General features: G+C 61.6%; 14 protein-coding genes. 3 read left to right on the forward strand and 11 right to left on the reverse strand.

Going from position 1 to position 18,470, the window contains the following annotated elements; translation table 11 throughout:
- Positions 1 to 113: 113 nt before the first annotated feature.
- Positions 114 to 2,036 carry an LTA synthase family protein gene (locus ACI2KS_RS11120; protein ID WP_404620026.1) on the reverse strand — a complete coding sequence of 641 codons (1,923 nt, stop codon included), beginning with the start codon at positions 2,034 to 2,036 and terminating at the stop codon, positions 114 to 116.
- Between the two features lie 470 nt (positions 2,037 to 2,506).
- Here ACI2KS_RS11120 and ACI2KS_RS11125 point away from each other — a divergent pair, with 470 nt between their 5' ends.
- The gene (locus ACI2KS_RS11125) at positions 2,507 to 3,796 is read left to right on the forward strand and encodes a sensor histidine kinase (protein WP_404620028.1); all 1,290 of its coding nucleotides are present in this window, start codon (positions 2,507 to 2,509) and stop codon (positions 3,794 to 3,796) included.
- Here the strand turns inward: ACI2KS_RS11125 and ACI2KS_RS11130 are convergent.
- The gene (locus ACI2KS_RS11130; RefSeq protein ID WP_404620030.1) at positions 3,756 to 4,586 is read right to left on the reverse strand and encodes a phosphatase PAP2 family protein; all 831 of its coding nucleotides are present in this window, start codon (positions 4,584 to 4,586) and stop codon (positions 3,756 to 3,758) included. The two genes, ACI2KS_RS11125 and ACI2KS_RS11130, sit on opposite strands and share 41 nt — an antisense overlap.
- A 47-nt stretch (positions 4,587 to 4,633) precedes the next feature.
- Positions 4,634 to 5,317: a histidine phosphatase family protein gene (locus ACI2KS_RS11135; RefSeq protein ID WP_404620032.1), complete on the reverse strand. Its 684-nt coding sequence runs from the start codon at positions 5,315 to 5,317 to the stop codon at positions 4,634 to 4,636.
- 415 nt (positions 5,318 to 5,732) lie between these two features.
- Here ACI2KS_RS11135 and ACI2KS_RS11140 point away from each other — a divergent pair, with 415 nt between their 5' ends.
- Entirely contained in the window at positions 5,733 to 7,196 is a 1,464-nt protein-coding gene (locus ACI2KS_RS11140) for an ArnT family glycosyltransferase (protein WP_404620034.1), read from the forward strand.
- A gap of 123 nt (positions 7,197 to 7,319) precedes the next feature.
- Positions 7,320 to 8,855 carry an ArnT family glycosyltransferase gene (locus ACI2KS_RS11145; protein WP_404620700.1) on the forward strand — a complete coding sequence of 512 codons (1,536 nt, stop codon included), beginning with the start codon at positions 7,320 to 7,322 and terminating at the stop codon, positions 8,853 to 8,855.
- A gap of 651 nt (positions 8,856 to 9,506) precedes the next feature.
- Here the strand turns inward: ACI2KS_RS11145 and ACI2KS_RS11150 are convergent.
- From ACI2KS_RS11150 to arnB, 8 genes are read right to left on the reverse strand one after another with little or no spacing between them, the layout of a single operon-like run.
- A complete protein-coding gene (locus ACI2KS_RS11150) occupies positions 9,507 to 10,895 on the reverse strand; it encodes a UDP-glucose dehydrogenase family protein (RefSeq protein WP_404620036.1) in 1,389 nt (462 codons plus the stop codon).
- Positions 10,873 to 11,286: a 4-amino-4-deoxy-L-arabinose-phosphoundecaprenol flippase subunit ArnF gene (gene arnF, locus ACI2KS_RS11155; protein WP_404620702.1), complete on the reverse strand. Its 414-nt coding sequence runs from the start codon at positions 11,284 to 11,286 to the stop codon at positions 10,873 to 10,875. Before arnF ends, ACI2KS_RS11150 begins: the two co-directional genes overlap by 23 nt.
- A gap of 26 nt (positions 11,287 to 11,312) precedes the next feature.
- Entirely contained in the window at positions 11,313 to 11,657 is a 345-nt protein-coding gene (arnE, locus tag ACI2KS_RS11160; RefSeq protein ID WP_404620038.1) for a 4-amino-4-deoxy-L-arabinose-phosphoundecaprenol flippase subunit ArnE, read from the reverse strand.
- Complete coding sequence (arnT, locus tag ACI2KS_RS11165; protein WP_404620040.1) at positions 11,654 to 13,300, reverse strand: lipid IV(A) 4-amino-4-deoxy-L-arabinosyltransferase; 1,647 nt, start codon at positions 13,298 to 13,300, stop codon at positions 11,654 to 11,656. Before arnT ends, arnE begins: the two co-directional genes overlap by 4 nt.
- Positions 13,297 to 14,181, reverse strand: a complete 885-nt coding sequence (gene arnD, locus ACI2KS_RS11170) for a 4-deoxy-4-formamido-L-arabinose-phosphoundecaprenol deformylase (RefSeq protein ID WP_404620042.1) — start codon at positions 14,179 to 14,181, stop codon at positions 13,297 to 13,299. The genes arnT and arnD overlap by 4 nt, the downstream gene beginning before the upstream one ends.
- Complete coding sequence (arnA, locus tag ACI2KS_RS11175) at positions 14,181 to 16,172, reverse strand: bifunctional UDP-4-amino-4-deoxy-L-arabinose formyltransferase/UDP-glucuronic acid oxidase ArnA (RefSeq protein WP_404620044.1); 1,992 nt, start codon at positions 16,170 to 16,172, stop codon at positions 14,181 to 14,183. The genes arnD and arnA overlap by 1 nt, the downstream gene beginning before the upstream one ends.
- A complete protein-coding gene (arnC, locus tag ACI2KS_RS11180; RefSeq protein ID WP_404620046.1) occupies positions 16,169 to 17,179 on the reverse strand; it encodes an undecaprenyl-phosphate 4-deoxy-4-formamido-L-arabinose transferase in 1,011 nt (336 codons plus the stop codon). The genes arnA and arnC overlap by 4 nt, the downstream gene beginning before the upstream one ends.
- Positions 17,176 to 18,324 (reverse strand): UDP-4-amino-4-deoxy-L-arabinose aminotransferase, encoded by a 1,149-nt coding sequence (gene arnB, locus ACI2KS_RS11185; protein WP_404620048.1) that lies wholly within the window; start codon positions 18,322 to 18,324, stop codon positions 17,176 to 17,178. Before arnB ends, arnC begins: the two co-directional genes overlap by 4 nt.
- Positions 18,325 to 18,470: the final 146 nt, after the last annotated feature.

The following is an 18,470-nucleotide window of genomic DNA, read 5'->3' on the forward strand; positions in this document are numbered from 1 at the left end:
TCCGCGGATCCGGTCTGGCGTCCGGTTCGCGGGATCTGGCACGCTCCGCCCGCCGGCCGGGCCATCGGCCATGCCAAGGCCGGTTCCCGGCCGTCGAGGTCAATGCCGGTGCTTCAATCTTCGGGTTTCCAGCCCAGCAATTGCTGTTTGAAGCCATAGCTGGCGGCCTGGTAATACGCGATGGCGCGCATCACCAGCGGGTGGTCGATGCCCGCGTGGCGTTCCAGGCTCTGGCCCAGGGCTTCGTCATGGCGCCGCATGCCATTTCGCGGGCTGAGGATGGCCAGATCCTCGCCATCGAACAGCCCCAGGTGCTGGTAGTTGCCGACCAGCACGCGTGGCGGCAGGTGGTGATCCCGAAACAGATCGCGCCCGTAGAAACTCGAGGTGTAATCGAGGTTGAGCAGGCCCAGCAGGGTAGGCGCCAGATCGATCTGGCTGGCCAGGGTCGCAATCTCGCCAGCGCCTGCCAGCTTCGGCGCATAGATGAACAGCGGGATGTGGTAGTTGGCGATTGGCAGGTCTTCCTTGCCTGCGCTGCCGGCGGTGTGGTCGGCGACGAATACGAAAATGGTGTCATCGAACCAGGGTTTGACCCGGGCCTGAGCGAGGAACTCGCCGATGGCGTAGTCGGTGTACTTGACCGCGCCGTCTCGTCCGTTGCCCGAAGCGATGTCGATCCGGCCCTCAGGGTAGGTGTAGGGACGGTGGTTGGAGGTCGTCAGCAGTTGCAGGAAAAACGGCCGTTTTTTTGCAAAGTCCTCGTCGGCCAGATTCAGCGCCTGACGATACAGGTCCTCATCGGCCATGCCCCAGGCGTTCTTGAAGGAAATCTGTGATTCCTCGACGCTGCTCTGGTCGACGACTCGATAACCGTTACCCGAGAAGAAAGCATTCATGTTGTCGAAATAGCCGCGCCCGCCGTAGACGAAAACGCTGTCGTAACCGGTCGCGGACAGTTGCCGACCCAAGCTGGCGAAGCCGCTTTCGCGACCGGCGCGCTTGACGATCGAGCGCCCAGGTGTGGGCGGGATTGACAGCGTGATCGCCTCCAGGCCCCGGTCGGTGCGGGTGCCCGTGGCGTAGAAATTGTTGAAATAGAGGCTGTGCTTGCGCAGGTCATCGAGATTGGGCGTCAGGTTGCGGGTGTCGCCATTGCTACCCATGTATTTGGCGCTGAAGCTTTCCAGGGTGACCAGCACAATGTTGGGTGTGCGCAGGGTCCCGGCGTTATTGACGGTTCGACGATTGTCCAGCGGATCCTTGCCGATGAAGGAAACGTTCGGTGCCTGCAGTTCGCTGCGCAACCGGGCGCTGGCTTCGGGAATCGCAAGGGTGGGGTAGAACTGCGGGTAATCCAGTTCATTGTTGCGAAACGCGGCGAAAAACTGATAAGGGCCATTGCTGGCGAGTTCACGCTGATAGGCATTGCCGCCCTGGCCGCGTGGCACGTCCTGATCGACCAGCAGCGCGCACAGGGCAGCCAGCGCCAGGCTGCCGGCTCCCAGCACCATCCGCTGGCCAAGGGTCGGCAGCGGTGCCATGTGGCTCATGCGAACGTAGCGCGACAGCCCGACGCTCAGGCCGACCGCGACGAGGGCCAGCACGCAGAGCAGGGTACCGATCGGGTACGACTCCAGAATGTTGTTCAACACTTCGTCGGAGTACACCAGGTAGTCCACGGCGATGAAGTTGAACCGGACCCCGAACTCATCCCAGAACAGCCATTCGGCGACCCCAGTGAACAGCATGACAAACAGGCTGAGCGACAGGAGGCCTTGCAGCAGCCAGAGGTGTGTCCGCGAGCGCCAGACCCTCGGCGGACAGACCAGCAGATACAGCGCCAGCGGCACGGTTGCGAAGGCCAGGAATGCCAGGTCATAGAGCAGCCCGACGCCAAAGGTGGCCAGTGCTGCACCTCCCGCCTCGTCGCGGTGGGTCAGCCAGAGCAGGGCCCGGGTGATCAGGAAAATTCCCAGCCAGGTGCTTGATAGCAGCGCGAGAAAGCGTACCGGGGCACAACGGAAAAAGGCCATGAGACAGTCCTTGTTTTTTGGCGGTCGCGGGAGACGGCGGGAAAACGCAATGAAACATTTGAACCAGTGCGGTCGACCCATCGAGATCGAAGACTGCGCGTTGCGCCTGGACAAGCCCCGCTGAATAAAGGATTAGCGCGGTTGGGAGAGCGGCGCATAGTGCCATTGATGAGCAATGGTTAGAACGGCTTGAAATATCTGGTATTAGTTGCTCGATTCCCTCTATTTGAGGGGCCGCATTCAAGCCACTCTTCAAGTGCGGATGTGCGCATTTAGATGTGAAAAATAAGTTATTTAATCGTGAAGCGATTGTTTATTGATGCGCTTTTATCGGTACGTGCCGTGCTCGATTATGCTGCTCATCTGTGGTTCGCCAGCAGCGCTAATTGACGAAACCATGACATGCCCGCACGGATAATGGCCGCCGCCAAGTATTGGCACGCTATTGGCCTGGGTATGTGTGAACACTGATGGATATCAAACACAGCTTGAAACAACGGATTGTGAATGTCTTTGCCCTGATGAGTGCATTGGTGGCAGGGGTTTTCGCAATCGGCATCATCGCCACGGTGCACATTGTGGAAACCCGACTGACCACCATCAGCCTGGGCGGCAACCTGCACCGCCTGCTGACTCAGGACCGCATCGAGGACTGGCATCACCGGCCGGAAAAGGACGAATTGTTCTACGCCGATGACGGCATCGGTGATGTGGCAATGAGCGACGACCTCAAGGAACTCAAGCCTGGCTTCCAGGAATTCTTTCGTGGCAAGAAAGCCTACTACGCGATGGTCGAGGCGGTTGGCGAACGGCGCTATGTGTTGCTGCGCGATCAGCGCAAGTTCGAAAAGCGCGAACGCATTCTGTTCGGCATCGTGCTGATCGGATTTGTGCTCAGCGTGTTGCTGGCAATCCTGCTCGGTCGTTTGCTGGCATCACGGGTCATCACACCGGTCTCGCGCCTGGCAGGCCAGGTCCGTCATCGCGATCAGCTGCTGGAGCTGGCGCCGACGCTGGCCGATGACTATGCAACTGATGAAGTCGGCGCCTTGGCCCGGTCTTTCGACGAGACCCTGGGGCGTCTGCGGGCCGCGTTGGGTCGCGAAAAACTGTTCACCAGTGACGTCAGCCATGAACTGCGCACGCCGTTGATGGTGCTGGCGACCTCCTGTGAACTGCTGCTGGAGTACCCACGGCTCGATGAGCGCTCGCGGATCCAGGTGCAGCGCATCAGCAAAGCGACCGCAGGCATGAACCAACTGGTTGAAACCTTTTTGCTGCTGGCGCGCACCGAAGGCAAGCACACGCCCCAGGGCCAACGCATGAGTCTGTCGCAGATGGCCGAAGAGCTGGTCGAAGTGTGGCGCGGGCCGATCGAAGACAAGGGCCTGCGCTTGATCTATGAACCGGCCGCCGACGCCCAGGGCCTGTACAACGCGCCGCTGCTGCGCTCGGTCATGGGCAACCTGCTGCGCAACGCCTGGCATTACACCGATCACGGCGCCATCCGCCTGACCTTGAACGATCATGGCTTCAGTGTCCGGGACAGTGGAATCGGTATCCCGCCGGAAAAACAGCAAGCCATGTTCCAGCCCTTTGTGCGCGGTGACGAACAGCGCGGGGAAGGGTTGGGGTTGGGCCTGTCGCTGGTCCAGCGGATTTGCGCCAATCAGCGCTGGAGCGTGACCCTGACCAGCCTTGAGCCGGCTGGCTGCTGTTTTACGGTTGTACTGGAGGCGCCGCCGCAACCGTCGCTCTGAACCCTTCGGGCTGGACGTCGGAGTCCAGCCGCGCCCGGCCATAAAACACCATCGCGGTGAGGAAGGTCGAGAACCAGACGATGATGCCTGCCCAGAAGGTGTGCGACATGAAGTGCCAGCCCTGGAATACCCGAGTGGTGCCGTAAATCATGCCCAATGCCAGAGAGAACCCCAGAACGGCGCGGGCATGACGCCAGCGATAACGTCGCGCGACGAAAAACAGCGCCATCATGGTGAAGCCACCGGATGCATGGCCGCCTGGCCAGCAGCGGCCCTTGCCTGCATCGTGCAACAGGTTGAAGTTCTCGAACCATTCCTTCTTCTGCTCGGTGCCACCGTAAAGCGTGGTTTCAACGGGGCAGTAGATGCTGGTGTGACTCTTGAAGTAGTGGATCGAGCCGGTGGTGATGGAAAAGGCAAACACCACGAACAGCAGGTCGCGCCGATGCCGGGTGAGAAATCGCAAGAATGGCGCCACCCGGATCTTCTCAAGCCAGGCCATCATCCGCGCGTGTTTCTCTGCCCTGAACCGCGGCCAGAGAAAGGACAGCATGGCGCCGATGATGGCCGCTTCGCCGGTCCAGTTGGGAATGATCCGCGCCCACTTGTGGGTGATGGTTTCAAAGACCTTGTTGTGTTGCAGCGGGAAGGCCTGGGTGCTGGTGTTGTACATCCAGTCACTGAGGATCACGTCCAGGCCGGTCAGGTCGAAACTGACGAACAGGATAAGTGCCAGGAGGAGCGGGGTGCCGACATGGTGGAAGTAAAAGCGGTTTCTGGCGTTATGCACGGTCAGGTATTCCGAGGGCTGTTGGAAAAAGGGCCGGGGCCCGGCTGTCAGGGGCGCTTGGCGAGGACCTTGCCCCAGTCCTGCGCGTCGATGTAGCCCAGTACTTTAGCGCTGTGGTCGTCGGGGTTGATCGAAATGATCAGCGAGGAGCCGTAATCCAGGGATGACGCCCCGCTCACCTTGAGCGATTGTTCCAGTGCAGCGATGCATTCGCTGTGGGTCACCAGAATCATATTGTGCTGATCGAGCTTGTGCTTGAGCACATCGTCGAGCATTGATTTTCGGCAGTTGATCAACCATTCCTGGCCGGTGGTGGTGCGGTTGAATGCGTAGCTTGCGGTCTGCTCGGTACGGCGCAACGGGCTGTTGTAGATGTTCGTCTGGTTCAACCCCAGGTTCTGAAACGCCTGACCTACCTGAACCGCAACGTGTTGACCCTTGACGGTAATGCCATCGGCCTGTTCAAGGCAGGGGTTGGTGGAGTGATCGCAACGTTCGACGTGGCGCATCAGCACCACCAGTTCGCCCTTGTTCCACAGCGGATAGAAGTCGGCTTTGCGCAGATGGCTGCCTTCAGCGAGGTCGGTCAGCGGCGCCGGCCGCAACGTCAAAGCGCTGATCGCCAGCAACAGCAAACCAGCGAATATCAAGAGAATCAGCCGTGCGGACTTTCCCAGTGCGCGATAGCGCGTGTTCAATCCATCCAGGGCGTGAGTTAAGTTCGAGTTCATGGATTGGCTCAGCGGCAGCAAGGGTTGAAGTTGGAAGTCTTTGGGCCAAGTAAGTAAGCCATGAATAATAGCCATCCAAGGCCTGGCGCCGAGGCATACCGGGTATGCGAGCAAGAATAGGTCGACAGGAGTCAATAACGAGTGAAGCCTATGTGAAAAGCCTTTTCACATTTGTCTGCCGTCGATATGTCAGGGTTTGCAAGGCCGGCAAGATTCCACGGGTTGGCAGGGTCCTTGAATGCCCGATAACCGACTGCATAACAGTATTGCCGGGCAATCAAACCAAACGCCGATGCAACTTTCACGAAACTTTCACCTGGCTCTCAGGCGCGATACAGGTGTTGAACTGCCGAACATAACTTTAACAATCGATCCTTATGATGCGAGGCCTGGAGCTTGTTCCTTGGGGCGGATAATGATCGTTAAGCGTCGTCATGCGTATTGGGTCGGTCTACTGTGCGGGTTGTTGCTGTTTTTTGCCTTGGGCAATCATCAACTGCAGAATTCCACGGAGCCCCGGGTAGCCGGTATCGCGATGGAAATGCACCTGAGTGACAACTGGATCACGCCGACTCTCAACGGCGCGCCCTTCCTTGAAAAACCGCCTTTGAGCCTGTGGCTCGATGCCGCTGCGATCCGTGTCTTCGGACCCACGCCGCTGGCCGTGCGCCTGGCGTCGGCGATCGCGGGTTACCTGAGCCTGATTGTGCTGTACCGCCTGCTGCGTCGATTCGGCCGCCCTCGCGCCATCGCATTGGCCGCTGTCTTGCTGCTGGTCACGACCGCGACGTTCTGGAGCAATGCGCGACAGGTGGGGGAAGACGCCCTGCTGTCACTGGGTGTCACGATGGCGCTGCTGGGTTTTTTTCATGCCAGCGGCAACCGGTCACTGCACAGCGCCCCACGGGGTGCCTGGTTGCTGTTCAGTATGGGGATCGTGGTTTCTACCTTGAGCAAGGGCGTGCTGGGATTGGCTTTGCCGGGGGTGGTGATCTTTGCCTATTTGAGTGTTGAAAGCCTGCTTGAGCGTCGGCTGGTATTGAGCCACTGGTGGCGTGCGCTGCTGTTCACGTTCCTGGGACTGCTGCCGCTGGTGATCTGGTTGTGTCTGTTGTATCGGCAGGGTGGGGGCGATGCCATCAAGGCGGTGCTGTGGACCAACAGCATCGGCCGCTTCGACGGCTCATTCGAGGACGCCGGGCATTACGAACCTTTCTATTACTACCTGGCCAAGCTGCCGCAGGCTTTTCTGCCGTGGAATCTGCTGGTGTATCTGGGGCTGTGGCACTTGCGCAAAGAGCTGCGCAGCAACCGTTATGTGCTGTTCTTCAGCCTGTGGCTGCTGGCCCAGCTTCTGCTGCTTACCCTCGCCTCGAGCAAGCGAATGGTTTACCTGATGTCCTTGACGCCGGCCGCCGCAGTGATTGCCACCGAGTACCTGGCGGTGTTGCTGGCGCGCCTGCGTCAGCATGCGCAAACCTCTGCCAGTGCCCGCCGCTGGTTGCAACGCAGCCCGGCGCTGGCCGCGGCCTTGTTGGGCCTGGTCGTGCTCGGATATTTGCTCGCGGCACAGTGGCTGGCGCCACGGGCGGACCTGAAACTGTCGTTTCTACCGCTGACCGAACGGGTGCAGGCACTGCAGGCCCAAGGCAAACACGTGGTGCTGTTCCAGCCGAGCGAGCGATTGGCGGGGGCGAGTGTGTTCTACAGTCAAAGTCTGCTCGACAGCGTCCCTGATGAGCGCCAGCTCGCGGCGCTGCTCGGCAGGTCAGCCAATACCCTCGCGATCATGGAAAGCAACGAGGAGCCCGCCGCGCCTCTGAAGGTCGTGGAGCGAATCATGGTCGGTGATCGGGTCTACTATTTCGTCAGTCTTTGAACCAACAGCGCGAAAGACAAAAAGGAGTGTGTGTTGACATCGATCGCTACCGAGTTTTTATCGGGTGTCACCCCGGCGCGCGCCAGACGCCAGGCATGGATCGCCGGTGGCCTGGCTTTGCTGATGTTCGTGGCCGCCAGCGGACATCTGACGATCATCGGATTCGACTCACGTTTCGTGTTGTTCGCCCAGGAAATGCTGCGCCATGGACCGGGGCTGTTCCCGACCACCTACGGTGAACCGTACCCCGACTATTCGGCGTTCTCGACCTGGTTGATTTACCTGGCCTCCTTACCGTTCGGCCAGGTCACCAGTTTCAGCGCCTGGTTGCCGACCTGCGTGGCCTCGGCGGTGATGGTCGGCCTGATGTACCGGCTGCTCGCGCCTTACTCGCGGCGTTGGGCGTGGCTGAGCATCGCACTGCTGATGCTGAGCAATACCTTCATTACCGAAACCCGTGCCGTGTCCCTGGATCAGATGCTCGCAACGGTGTCCTTTGCCGTGTTTTACCTGGTCTATGCGCCCGATCACTTTGCGTCAGCGCGTCGCATGTGGCTGATATTCGGTTTGCTGGTGCTGGGCTTTGCGATTCGCGGGCCGATGGGTCTGGTGGTGCCCGCCGCAGTGGTGTGCAGCTATCACCTGCTGTCGCGTCAATGGCCAAGACTGTGGCGGTTCTTGCTGGCAGCATTGGCCGTTTTAATCGCATGCAGCCTGGGTCTGCTATTGCTGGCGCGGCTCAGTGGTGGCCCGGCATTGCTCGCCGAAGTGGTGCGTATGCAGGTGACGTCGCGCATGGACGGCAGCGAGGGCAGCAGTCCGCTGTTGTGGTATTTCAGCAGTTCGCTGGGCAATTACGCCTTGGCATACCCGCTGGCGCTGGTGGTGCTGGGGACGGTCGCCGTGACGGCCAGACGCCAGTCCACCGAGGCCCTGCGTTTGCTGTACTTGTGTGCCTTTGCGGCGCTGACGGTCATGCTGGGGTTGTCGATTCCCGAAGCCAAGAAGGCGCGCTACGTGTTGGCGATGCTGCCGATGGCGGCAATCATCGCCGCCTATCCGTTTCATGCCCGGGTCGGGCGCTGTTTCTGGTGGCTGCGAGGGGCGACGCTGACCTTGTGCTGCTTCATCCCCGGGGCCTTGATGGCCGGTCTGCTGGCGGCGCGACCGCGCTTTCCCGAGGCCCTGAACGATGTCGGGCCGGTGTTGATCGTGTTGGGACTGTTGCAACTGGTCGCGGTGCCGCTGCTCATGCGCCCCCGTCTGCGGCTGTACGGCCTGCCGTTATGCGCGGTGCTGGCGGTATGGATCAGCTACATCGGCGTGTTCGAAAAGGTCGAACGCATCCTGTACGACACTCGCCGGTTCACCCAGGCCGTACGCGAGGTGACCCAGGCCGACAAGGCGCCGCTGGTATTGCATTCCATGGGCAAGGACGCCAGGGCCATCAAGTTCATGGTCAACGTCGACCAGGACCTGCAACCGCTGTTCACCGATACCCCGCAGCAGTTGGAGGCCCTGCACGGGCCCGCCAACGTGGTGATGAGCAACAATGACCTGCAGAAACTCCAGGGCACGCCGCTCGCGCATTTGCCGGTCTTGCTCAACGGCCGCTTCGACAAAGAGGATTACATCCTGCTGCGCCTGCCCGCGCAGTAAGCAAAGCGTGTCCTCAGGGGGCGTCAGCGGGTTGTACCTCACGGCCTCAGGATCGCTCCTGCAGGTCTGCGAACAGTAATCCGAGTCTGCGGTATGCCTCAGATTGCTTCTGCCCGGAGGGCGTGGGAGTCCGGCTTGCCGACGATCTGGCGCGAAGCGCCAGCAAAGCCTGCCAACGCGGTGTGCCTGATACGGCCGGGGCGTCTGGTTTTACTGCCGGTGCCCGGCAGATCGCTGGCAAGCCTAGCTCCCACGGCCTCTGGCCAGAATCAAAAGCAGGCGGCGCAATAGCCCAACGCTGCTTGAGGAGTTTGTTTGAAACCATAGAATCTCCTACAGGGTGAACCGACCTCGAAAGTTGGACATCAACCTTGACTTTATTAGGGTCGGTTCAGCGCTGCGAACAGCAATCCAAGTCTGCGGTATGCCTCAGATTGCTTCTGCCCGGAGGGCGTGGGAGAGAAATCCAAGTCCAGAGCATGCCTCAGACTGCTTCTGCCCGGAGGGCGTGTAAGTCAGAAATCTAAGTCCAGAGCATGACTCAGATTGCTTCTGCCCGAAGGGCGTGGGAGTACGGCTTGCCGACGATCTGGCGCGAAGCGCCAGCAAAGCCGGCCAATCCGGTGGAACAGTCAACGTTGCCGTCGGCGGTCAGTGATGGTTGGCCAGCAACTCGTAAGGTGCCCACTGCTGCAGCGGCATCGGCAGGTTGCAGGAGTCCCCGCGGCCGATCGGGAAATACTGGAAGCCATGCTTGGCCAGGCGCTCGGTGTCATACAGGTTGCGCCCGTCGAAGATCACCGGGGCTTTGAGCCGTTGTTCGATCAGGTCGAAATCCGGGGCCTTGAATTGCTGCCATTCGGTGCACACGATCAATGCGTCCGCCCCCAGCAAGACCGACTCCGGAGTGCCCATCAGGATCAGCTTCGGTTGCTCGGCATACAGGCGCTGGGTCTGCTGCATGGCTTCGGGGTCAAAGGCGCGCACGGTGGCGCCGGCTGCCCACAATGCCTCCATCAGCACGCGGCTGGGTGCGTCACGCATGTCGTCGGTGTTGGGCTTGAAGGCCAGGCCCCAGAGCGCGAAGGTCTTGCCCTTGAGATCACCCTGGTAGAACGCATTGATCCGGTCGAACAGCTTGTTCTTCTGCCGCTCGTTGATGTTTTCCACCACGTTGAGCAGATCGTTGGAGCAACCGGCTTCCCGCGCGCTGTGAATCAAGGCACGAATATCCTTGCCAAAACACGAACCACCGTAGCCACAGCCCGGATAAATGAAGTCGTACCCGATACGCGAATCGGCACCGATGCCCAGGCGTACGGACTCGACATCGGCGCCCAGGTGCTCGGCCAGTTCGGCGATCTGGTTGATGAAACTGATCTTGGTCGCCAGCATGCAGTTGGCGGCGTATTTGGTCAGTTCGGCGCTGCGCAGGTCCATGAACATGATGCGGTCGTGATTGCGGTTGAACGGCGCATACAGTTCGCGCATGACCGGAAACACCTCCGGGTTGCCGCAACCGATGACAATCCGGTCAGGCCGTCGGCAGTCCTTGACCGCAGAGCCCTCCTTGAGAAATTCGGGGTTGGAGACGATGTCGAATTTCAGCAAGCGCGCCGCCTGGCGCAGGGCTTGCTCGATATGGCTGCGCAGGGCATCGCCACTGCCGACCGGAACGGTGGATTTCTCGACGATGATCAGCGGTTCCACACGATGGCGGGCAATCGCGTCGGCGACCGCGAAAAAACCGCGCAGGTCTGCCGAACCGTCCTCTTTCGAAGGCGTGCCGACGGCGATGAACAACACTTCGCCGTGCTCCACGCCGTATTTTTCGTCGGTGGTGAAGTGCAGCCGTCCGGCTTCCAGATTCTCCCGCACCAGGCTCTCCAGCCCCGGCTCGTAGAGGGTCACATGGCCCTTGTTCAGTAGCTCCACCTTGATCGGATCGATGTCCATGCACGCCACATCATGGCCAACCTCAGCCAGTACCGTTGCCTGCACCAGGCCCACATAACCGCTACCGAAGACGCTGATTTTCATCGGGGAAACTCCTTGCCGCTGTTGTCGCGGTGGTCGCGGCACGCCGCAGATTGATCGTCGCCACGCCGAGCACGATCAGGGTCACGCCCACGGTCCGGGGGACGGTGAGCGTTTCATGGAAAAACGGCAGCATGGCGGCCAGCAGGTAAACCAGCACATAACTGATACTGAGCAGCGAATACGCCCGGCTCAGCGGCAGGTCGCGCAGGGCGCCGAGCCAGCAGAGCATCGACAGGCCATAGGCGGCGATGGCGGCCGTTACCGCGCCGAGCGCTTCGACCTCGACGTTGCCCGCCTGCAGCGCCGCCAGCCACTGGCCGGGTTGTGGCAATCGGAGCATGCTCCAGCGCATGCCCAGCTGGGCGGCGCTGACCAGCAATACGCTGCCCATGGCCAGGGTCAGGCCGCGCTTGACGCTCACGCCTGACGCCCCAGCAGGATCACGCCAATCAGAATCATCGCCACCCCCAGCCAGTGCTGACGGTCCACCGACTCGCTGAACAGGTAGCGACCGGTCAGGGTTATCAGCACAAAGTTCAGCGCGAGCATCGGATAGGCGATGCCGACGTCCAGGCGTTGCAACACCAGCAACCAGAGCAGCATGCCGGCACCGAGGCAGGCCAGCGCCGCCCACAGCCAGCCGCTGCGCAGCGCGGTCATGGCCCCAGGAAAGTGCCCCTGCCAGCCTTCGATGGTCAGCTTTTGCGCGATCTGGCCCATGCAGGTCAGCAGGCAGGCGCACGCCAGCAAGGCGAAAGTCATGACGGCGTCCTGTCGAAGATCAGGATGGTCAGGTTGCCTTCTTCATAGCGTCTGGCGTCCTGGGGCAGCAGGCTGAATTCGTAGGCATCGTCGACGACATTGCCGCGCATCACCACGGCCACCGCGCCTTCGCGCCGGGCCTGGGTCATCCACGCCTGGACCTGATGCCAGTCGACCTCGCGAGGGATGGTTTGCGGATAACCCAGGCCATACTCCAGCTCGCCCCGGGTGTCATAGAACACCACGTCGTTGCGCTTCAGACGCCATGACAAGGCTGCGGCCGCGCCCAGGTCGTTGCTCAGCAGGTGAGTGGCAGCGCCCAGTTCGCCGAGGTGTCGCAACACGAACTGGTCTGGGGTCTTGTCGAAAACAATGCTGTTGGGTAACGCCGCCGGGACCAGCGCAATCGCCAGCCAACTGCCCAGCGCCGGCATCAGCCAGAAACGCAGCGGCTTGAGGCCCTGCAAGGCGTTGAATGCCACCCAGCCGAGCAGCACGATAACGGCCAGCGTCAGGTGTTGCGGCTCCTGGTGGTACACCGACTTTTTGACCTGCATGAACAGCAGTGCCGCCAGCGCCGCCAGGCCCAGGCCCGCGTTGAGCAACCCGTTGACCCGCAGCAGGGTGGTCTTGCCCGCGCTCAGCCGGTCGACCAGCGCATGGCCCATGAGCAAGGCCAGCGGCATCAGGCACGGCAGCAGGTAGGTGGGCAGCTTGCCTTTGCTCAGGCTCAGGAATGCCAGCGGCAGGATCAGCCACATCAACAGGAAGCCTGTGTGGCTCAGTCGGCGCTCCGTCCAGGCCTGTTTGAGGGTGGCCGGCAGCAACAGCGCCCAGGGCACGCAGGCGACCACCAGCAGCGGCAGGTAATACCACCAGGGTTCCGAGTGCTGAGCGTCGCTGCCGGCGAACCGGCGAATGTGCTCGTGCCAGAAGAAAAACCGCCAGTAGTCCGACTCGCGACCATGCACTGCCACCACCCAAGGCAGGCAGACCAGCACTGCGACGAGGATCGCCAACGGGCCAAATGTCAGCAGTTCGCGCAGGCGACGTCGCCAGATCATATAGGGCAGGGCAACCAGCACCGGCAGGGCCCAGGCCAGAAAGCCCTTGGTCATGAAGCCCATGGCGCAGGCGAGCCCCAGCAGCGCCCAGCACAGCAGGCGCTGACGGCCGCCGCTGTGCACCGCGAACCAGAACGCCACCAGCGTCAGGTTGAGCCACAGGGTAAATTGCGGGTCCAGGTTGGCGTAACCCGATTGTCCTGCGACCAGGAAAAAGCTCATGTACAGCAGGGCGCAGGCGAAACTCTTGCGCGGGTCGGCCCACATCCGTCGGGCGATGAGCCAGGTCAGCATGACGCTCAGACCCGTCGTCAGCGCCGAGGCGAAACGCACGCCGAACAGGTTTTCGCCGAACACTGCTTGCGCTGCGGCGATCAGCCAGTAGCCGGCCGCCGGCTTTTCGAAATAACGCAGCCCCATGAAATGCGGCGCGGCCCAATTGCCGCTGTGGAGCATTTCCTGGCTGATCTGCGCGTAACGGGTTTCGTCGGGAATCCACAAGCCGTGGAAACCCAAGGGCAGCAGATAGGCGAGGAAAAAGGCTGCGACCAGCAACAGGACGTGGTGCTGGCGGGTCATGGCTGTTGCACTCCCAGCCAGCCTTCGCGCCCCGGCAATGCGCCACGGACCAGATGACCTTGAGGCAGCCCCCTGAGATTCTCAGGCAACAGCTGGCCCAGAGGCTGGAACTGTACACCAGCGGTTTTGGCCTGACTGAGCAGATGCCGGAAAGCGTCGGCCATGACGATGCCTTCGACTTCGGCATGCACGGTATAGACGTTCAACCGTGAGGGGCTGAACTGGCGCAGCAAATAATCGTTGAAGTCACCAGCCTCCAGCTGCGGGCCGACCACCTCATCGAAGGTGGGCAGGTCGACCGGAATCTGCGGCGTGCCCGGTTGCCCGTTGCTGAGCATGGGCCGAAACAGGCTGTGCCCCCGGCAATCGCTGTTATAGCGAAAGCCGAAGCTCTGCTTGGCTTGCACCACCTGCTCGTCGGCACGCCAGCCGGCGACCGCCGAGCATGTCACCGCGTTGCCGAGGATATCGTTCAGGCAATCGACGCCACGGGCGATCTGCGCTGTCAGCTGCGTCTGCGTCCAGTGTCCGGCATTGGCCTGCCAGCCGTGGTGATCCCAGGCGTGCAGACCGACCTCGTGCCCGGCCTGCTGCGCACGGCGCATCAATGGCCCCAGATCGCGTCCGATGGGCTTGCCCGGCCAGGCGGTACCGGCCAGCAGAATGTCCCAGCCATACAGGCTGGCGGCTTTGGAGCGCAGCATTTTCCAGAAGAACTGCGGCCGGGCCAGACGCCAGAGATGGCGCCCCATGTTGTCCGGCCCGACACTGAAGAAAAACGTCGCTTTGATCTGCGCCTCGTCAAGCATGTCCAGCAACCGCGGCACGCCATCGCGGGTGCCGCGATAGGTGTCGACGTCAATGCGCAATCCGCCTCGCATCACTTGGCTTGCGCCTTCTCGGCCATGGCTTCGCGCAGGAAGAAATCCAGGGTCTTGCCGATGGTTTCATCCAGCTCGATGCCAGGTTGCCAGTCGATCAGGCGTCTGGCGTTGTCGATGCTCGGTTTGCGATGGCTGACGTCCTGATAACCCTTGCCGTAGAACGACTGGCTTTCAACCTCGCGGAAGCCGGCGAACGGCGGAAAGTTGGAACGCAGCGGATGAGCTTCGAACTGTCGCAGCAGTTCTTCGCCCAATTGGCGAATGCTGGCCTCGTTGTCCGGGTTGCCGATGTTGATGATCTGTCCGTTGCATCGCCCATCCTGGTTTTCGATGATCCGCGCCAGCGCTTCGATACCATCGGCAACATCGGTGAAGCAGCGTTTCTGCGCGCCGCCATCGACCAGGCGGATCGGCGTGCCTTCGACCAGGTGCAGGATCAGCTGAGTGATCGCTCGCGAACTGCCGATGCGTGCCGAGTCCAGCCGATCCAGGCGCGGGCCCATCCAGTTGAACGGACGGAACAAGGTGAACTGCAGGCCTTTCTGGCCGTACGCCCAGATCACCCGGTCGAGCAGCTGCTTGGACACCGAGTAGATCCAGCGCTGCTTGTTGATCGGCCCGACGATCAGGTTGGAGGTGTCTTCATCGAAGCTCGGGTCCTGGCACATGCCATAGACTTCCGAGGTCGAAGGGAAGATCACGCGCTTGTTGTACTTGACGCAATAACGCACGATTTTCAGGTTTTCTTCGAAGTCCAGCTCGAACACCCGCAGCGGGTTGCGGGTGTATTCGATCGGCGTGGCGATGGCCACCAACGGCAGGACCACGTCGCACTTCTTGATGTGGTACTCGATCCACTCGGTGTGGATGCTGATATCGCCTTCGATGAAATTGAAATTCGGATGGCTGCGCAGGCGCTCGATGGCGTCGCACCCGATGTCCATGCCATAGATTTCGTAGCGATCGTCCTGCAGCAGGCGCTCGGACAGGTGATTGCCGATGAAACCGTTGACCCCCAGGATCAGCACCCGTGTGCGGCGCTGTTGACGGCGATTCTCGCCGCCGAGCAGGCGCGAGCTTTCGACCAGGCCAAACTCACGGGCCAGTTGCGGGCCGCTCAGGTACAGGCCTTCATCACCGCGTTGCCCGGCGCTGATCAGCAGCGAGTCCTGGCCGCAGGCGATGCGCAAAGGATCGCAGCTGATGACCGTGCCCGGCGCCTGACCGTCGTTGCCCGCCTGAACCCTGGCGCTCCAGACGATCAGCTTGTGTTCGCCCACCGGGCAGAAGGCCCCGGGGTAGGGCTGAGTGACGGCGCGCACCAGGTTGTACAGGCGTGACGCCGGTTGCTGCCAGTCGATCAGGCCGTCGGCCGCCGTACGTCGGCCAAAGCAAGTGGCGCTGGCTTCATCCTGCTCGATGCCCGGCAGTTGCCCCTTGCCCAGCATCGGCAAGGTTTCGGACAGCAGATCGGCAGCGGCGGCGCGCAGCTTGCCGTGCAGGGTCAGAGCGGTGTCGGTGGCGCTGATGCTGATGCGTTGCTGGGCAACGATGGCCCCGGCGTCGGCGCGTTTGACCATGCGGTGCAAGGTGACGCCGGTTTCGCTTTCGCCGTTGACCAGCACCCAATTGGCCGGCGCCCGGCCGCGATAGCGCGGCAGCAACGAGCCATGAAGGTTGAATCCGCCGTTTTTTGCACAGCCCAGCAGGCTTTCGCTGAGCAGCTGGCGGTAGTAGAACGAAAAGATGAAGTCCGGGGCCAGCTTGGCGATGCGCTCGATCCACAGCGGGTGATTGGCATCTTCCGGCGCATGCACCGGGATGTCGTGGTGGGCGCACAGTTGGGCCACCGAGCCGAAGAAGGTTTTCTCCTTGGGATCATCGGCGTGGGTGAAGACCGCAGCGATCTGGTAGCCAGCATCCAGCAGGGCTTCGATACCGACGCAACCGATATCGTGATAGGCAAAAACAACGGCTTTGAGGCTCATGGTGCGACCTTGTTCATAAGGGGTGCGGGAGAATCGGTTTTGCTGGCTGTGGGCGCCGGGCTGCTGCGCACGATCTTTTCAATGAAAAACCGCGGCCGGGCGCGAACGTCGCTGTACATGCGGCCCAGGTACTCGCCCAGCAGGCCCATGCCGATGAACTGCCCGCCGGTGAACACGAACAGCACGGCAAACAGCACGAAGGTGCCGTGACCGGCCCACGGCGCGCCGAAGATCAACCGCAGCACGATCAACAGCACCGCGAAGGCCACACCCAGCAACGCCATGCTGAAGCCGATGATGCTCAGCAGGCGCAACGGCGTGGTGGTCATGCAGGTGACCAGGTCGAACATCAGATTGATCAGTTTCATGGCGCTGTACTTCGATTCCCCGTGCTCGCGTTCAGCATGGGTGACCAGCACTTCAGTGGTGTGACGGGCGAAGCTGTTGGCCAGGATCGGGATAAAGGTGCTGCGTTCGCGACAGGCGAGCATCGCGTCAACGATGCTGCGCCGGTAGGCCCGCAACATGCAGCCGTAATCATTCATCGCCACCCCGGTGGAGCGTTGCACCGCCAGGTTGATGAGCTTCGACGGCCAGCGGCGCAGCGCCGAATCCTGGCGATTGGCGCGGACCGTGCCGATCACGTCGTAACCCTGCTCGGCGAGCTTGACCAGACGCGGAATCTCTTCCGGCGGGTTCTGCAGGTCAGCGTCCAGGGTGATCACCAGGTCGCCCTTGCATTGCTCGAAGCCGGCCATGATCGCCGCGTGCTGGCCGTAGTTGCGATTGAGAATCACGGCCACCACCGGGCTGCCCTCGCGCTGGCTGGCCTCCAGCAACAGTTCGGCTGATTCATCCCGACTGCCGTCGTCCACCAGAATGATTTCGCAAGTCATGCTCAGCTGCGCGCAGGCCGCTTGCGTACGCCGCAGCAGTTCGGGCAGGCTTTGCTCTTCGTTATAGACCGGGATGACGATCGATACGCGGTGGATCGGATACGGTTTCACGAGCGGGCTTCCACAATCGATTCAATGGCGCTGACGACACGCTCGACGTCGGCGACGGTCATGTCAGGGAACAGCGGGACGGAGCACAGACGCGAGGAGTTCCATTCGGTGTCGGGCAGCCGCACGTCGGGGAAACGCTGGCGGTAATAGCTGTGCAGATGAGTGGCGATGAAATGGATGCCGCTGCCGATGTTGCGCTCCTGCAACGCCTTCATGAATGCGTCGCGGTCCAGGCCGCAGCGTTCTGCGTCGATGCGCAGGATGAACAGATGCCAGGCGTGCTGCTGGTCGTAGTGCGGCTGGGCCAGGGGCAGGACCGGGCTGCCCGCCAGGCGCTCGAGGTAATGCCGGGCCAGTTCGGCGCGCCGGGCATTGATGGCGTCCAGGCGCTGCAGTTGCACCCGCGCGATGGCGGCATTGAGGTCGGCCAGGTTGTACTTGAACCCGGGCTCGATCACCTCGGCCTGGGGTTTGCGCCCGTGGGTCAGGCGGTCATAGGCATCGACGCCCAGGCCATGAAATTTCAGGCGCCGTACACGGTCGATGAGCTGCGGGTCATCGCTGACGAACATCGCGCCTTCTGCGCAGGTCATGTTCTTGATCGCGTGAAACGAAAAGATCGCGGTGCCGCGGGCGCCGACCGGACGGCCCTTGTAGCGGCTGCCGGCAGCGTGGGCGGCGTCCTCGATCAGGGCAATGCCGTGACGCTCGGCCAGGGCATAAAGGGGATCGAGATCCAGCGCTGCGCCGGCGTAATGCACCGGGATGATGGCCTTGGTGCGCGGCGTGATGGCCTGCTCGATACGCGCCGCGTCGGTCATCAGGGTCTGGCGGTCGACATCGACGAACACCGGGGTGGCGCCCAGCAGGCAGATCATGTTGGCGGTCGAAACCCAGGTCTGCGACGGCGTGATCACCTCATCGCCAGGCCCTATACCCAATGCCAGCAGGGTGATGTGCATCGCCCCGGTGGCCGAGGACAACGCCACCGCGTGGGAGGCGCCGCAACGTTCGGCAAATTCCTGTTCCAGGTGCTGGCATTCAGGGCCTGTGGTGATCCATCCCGAACGCAGCACACGGGTAGCGGCAGCGACTTCCTCGTCGCCCATGCTGGGGCGTGAAAAGGGAAGAAAGTCCAGACTCATGTACATCCTCCGGCATTCATCAATGTCAGGACGCGCACGAACAGGCGCGCCACGCACTGCAAGCAACTTGGCTAGTCGTTATATGAAATCAGTCGAAATTGGCGCGCAGGTGATACAACTCAGAGCGGTTGCCAATCCGTGGGTTA

This window comes from Pseudomonas sp. NPDC087358 (assembly GCF_044900785.1).
Taxonomy (GTDB): domain Bacteria; phylum Pseudomonadota; class Gammaproteobacteria; order Pseudomonadales; family Pseudomonadaceae; genus Aquipseudomonas.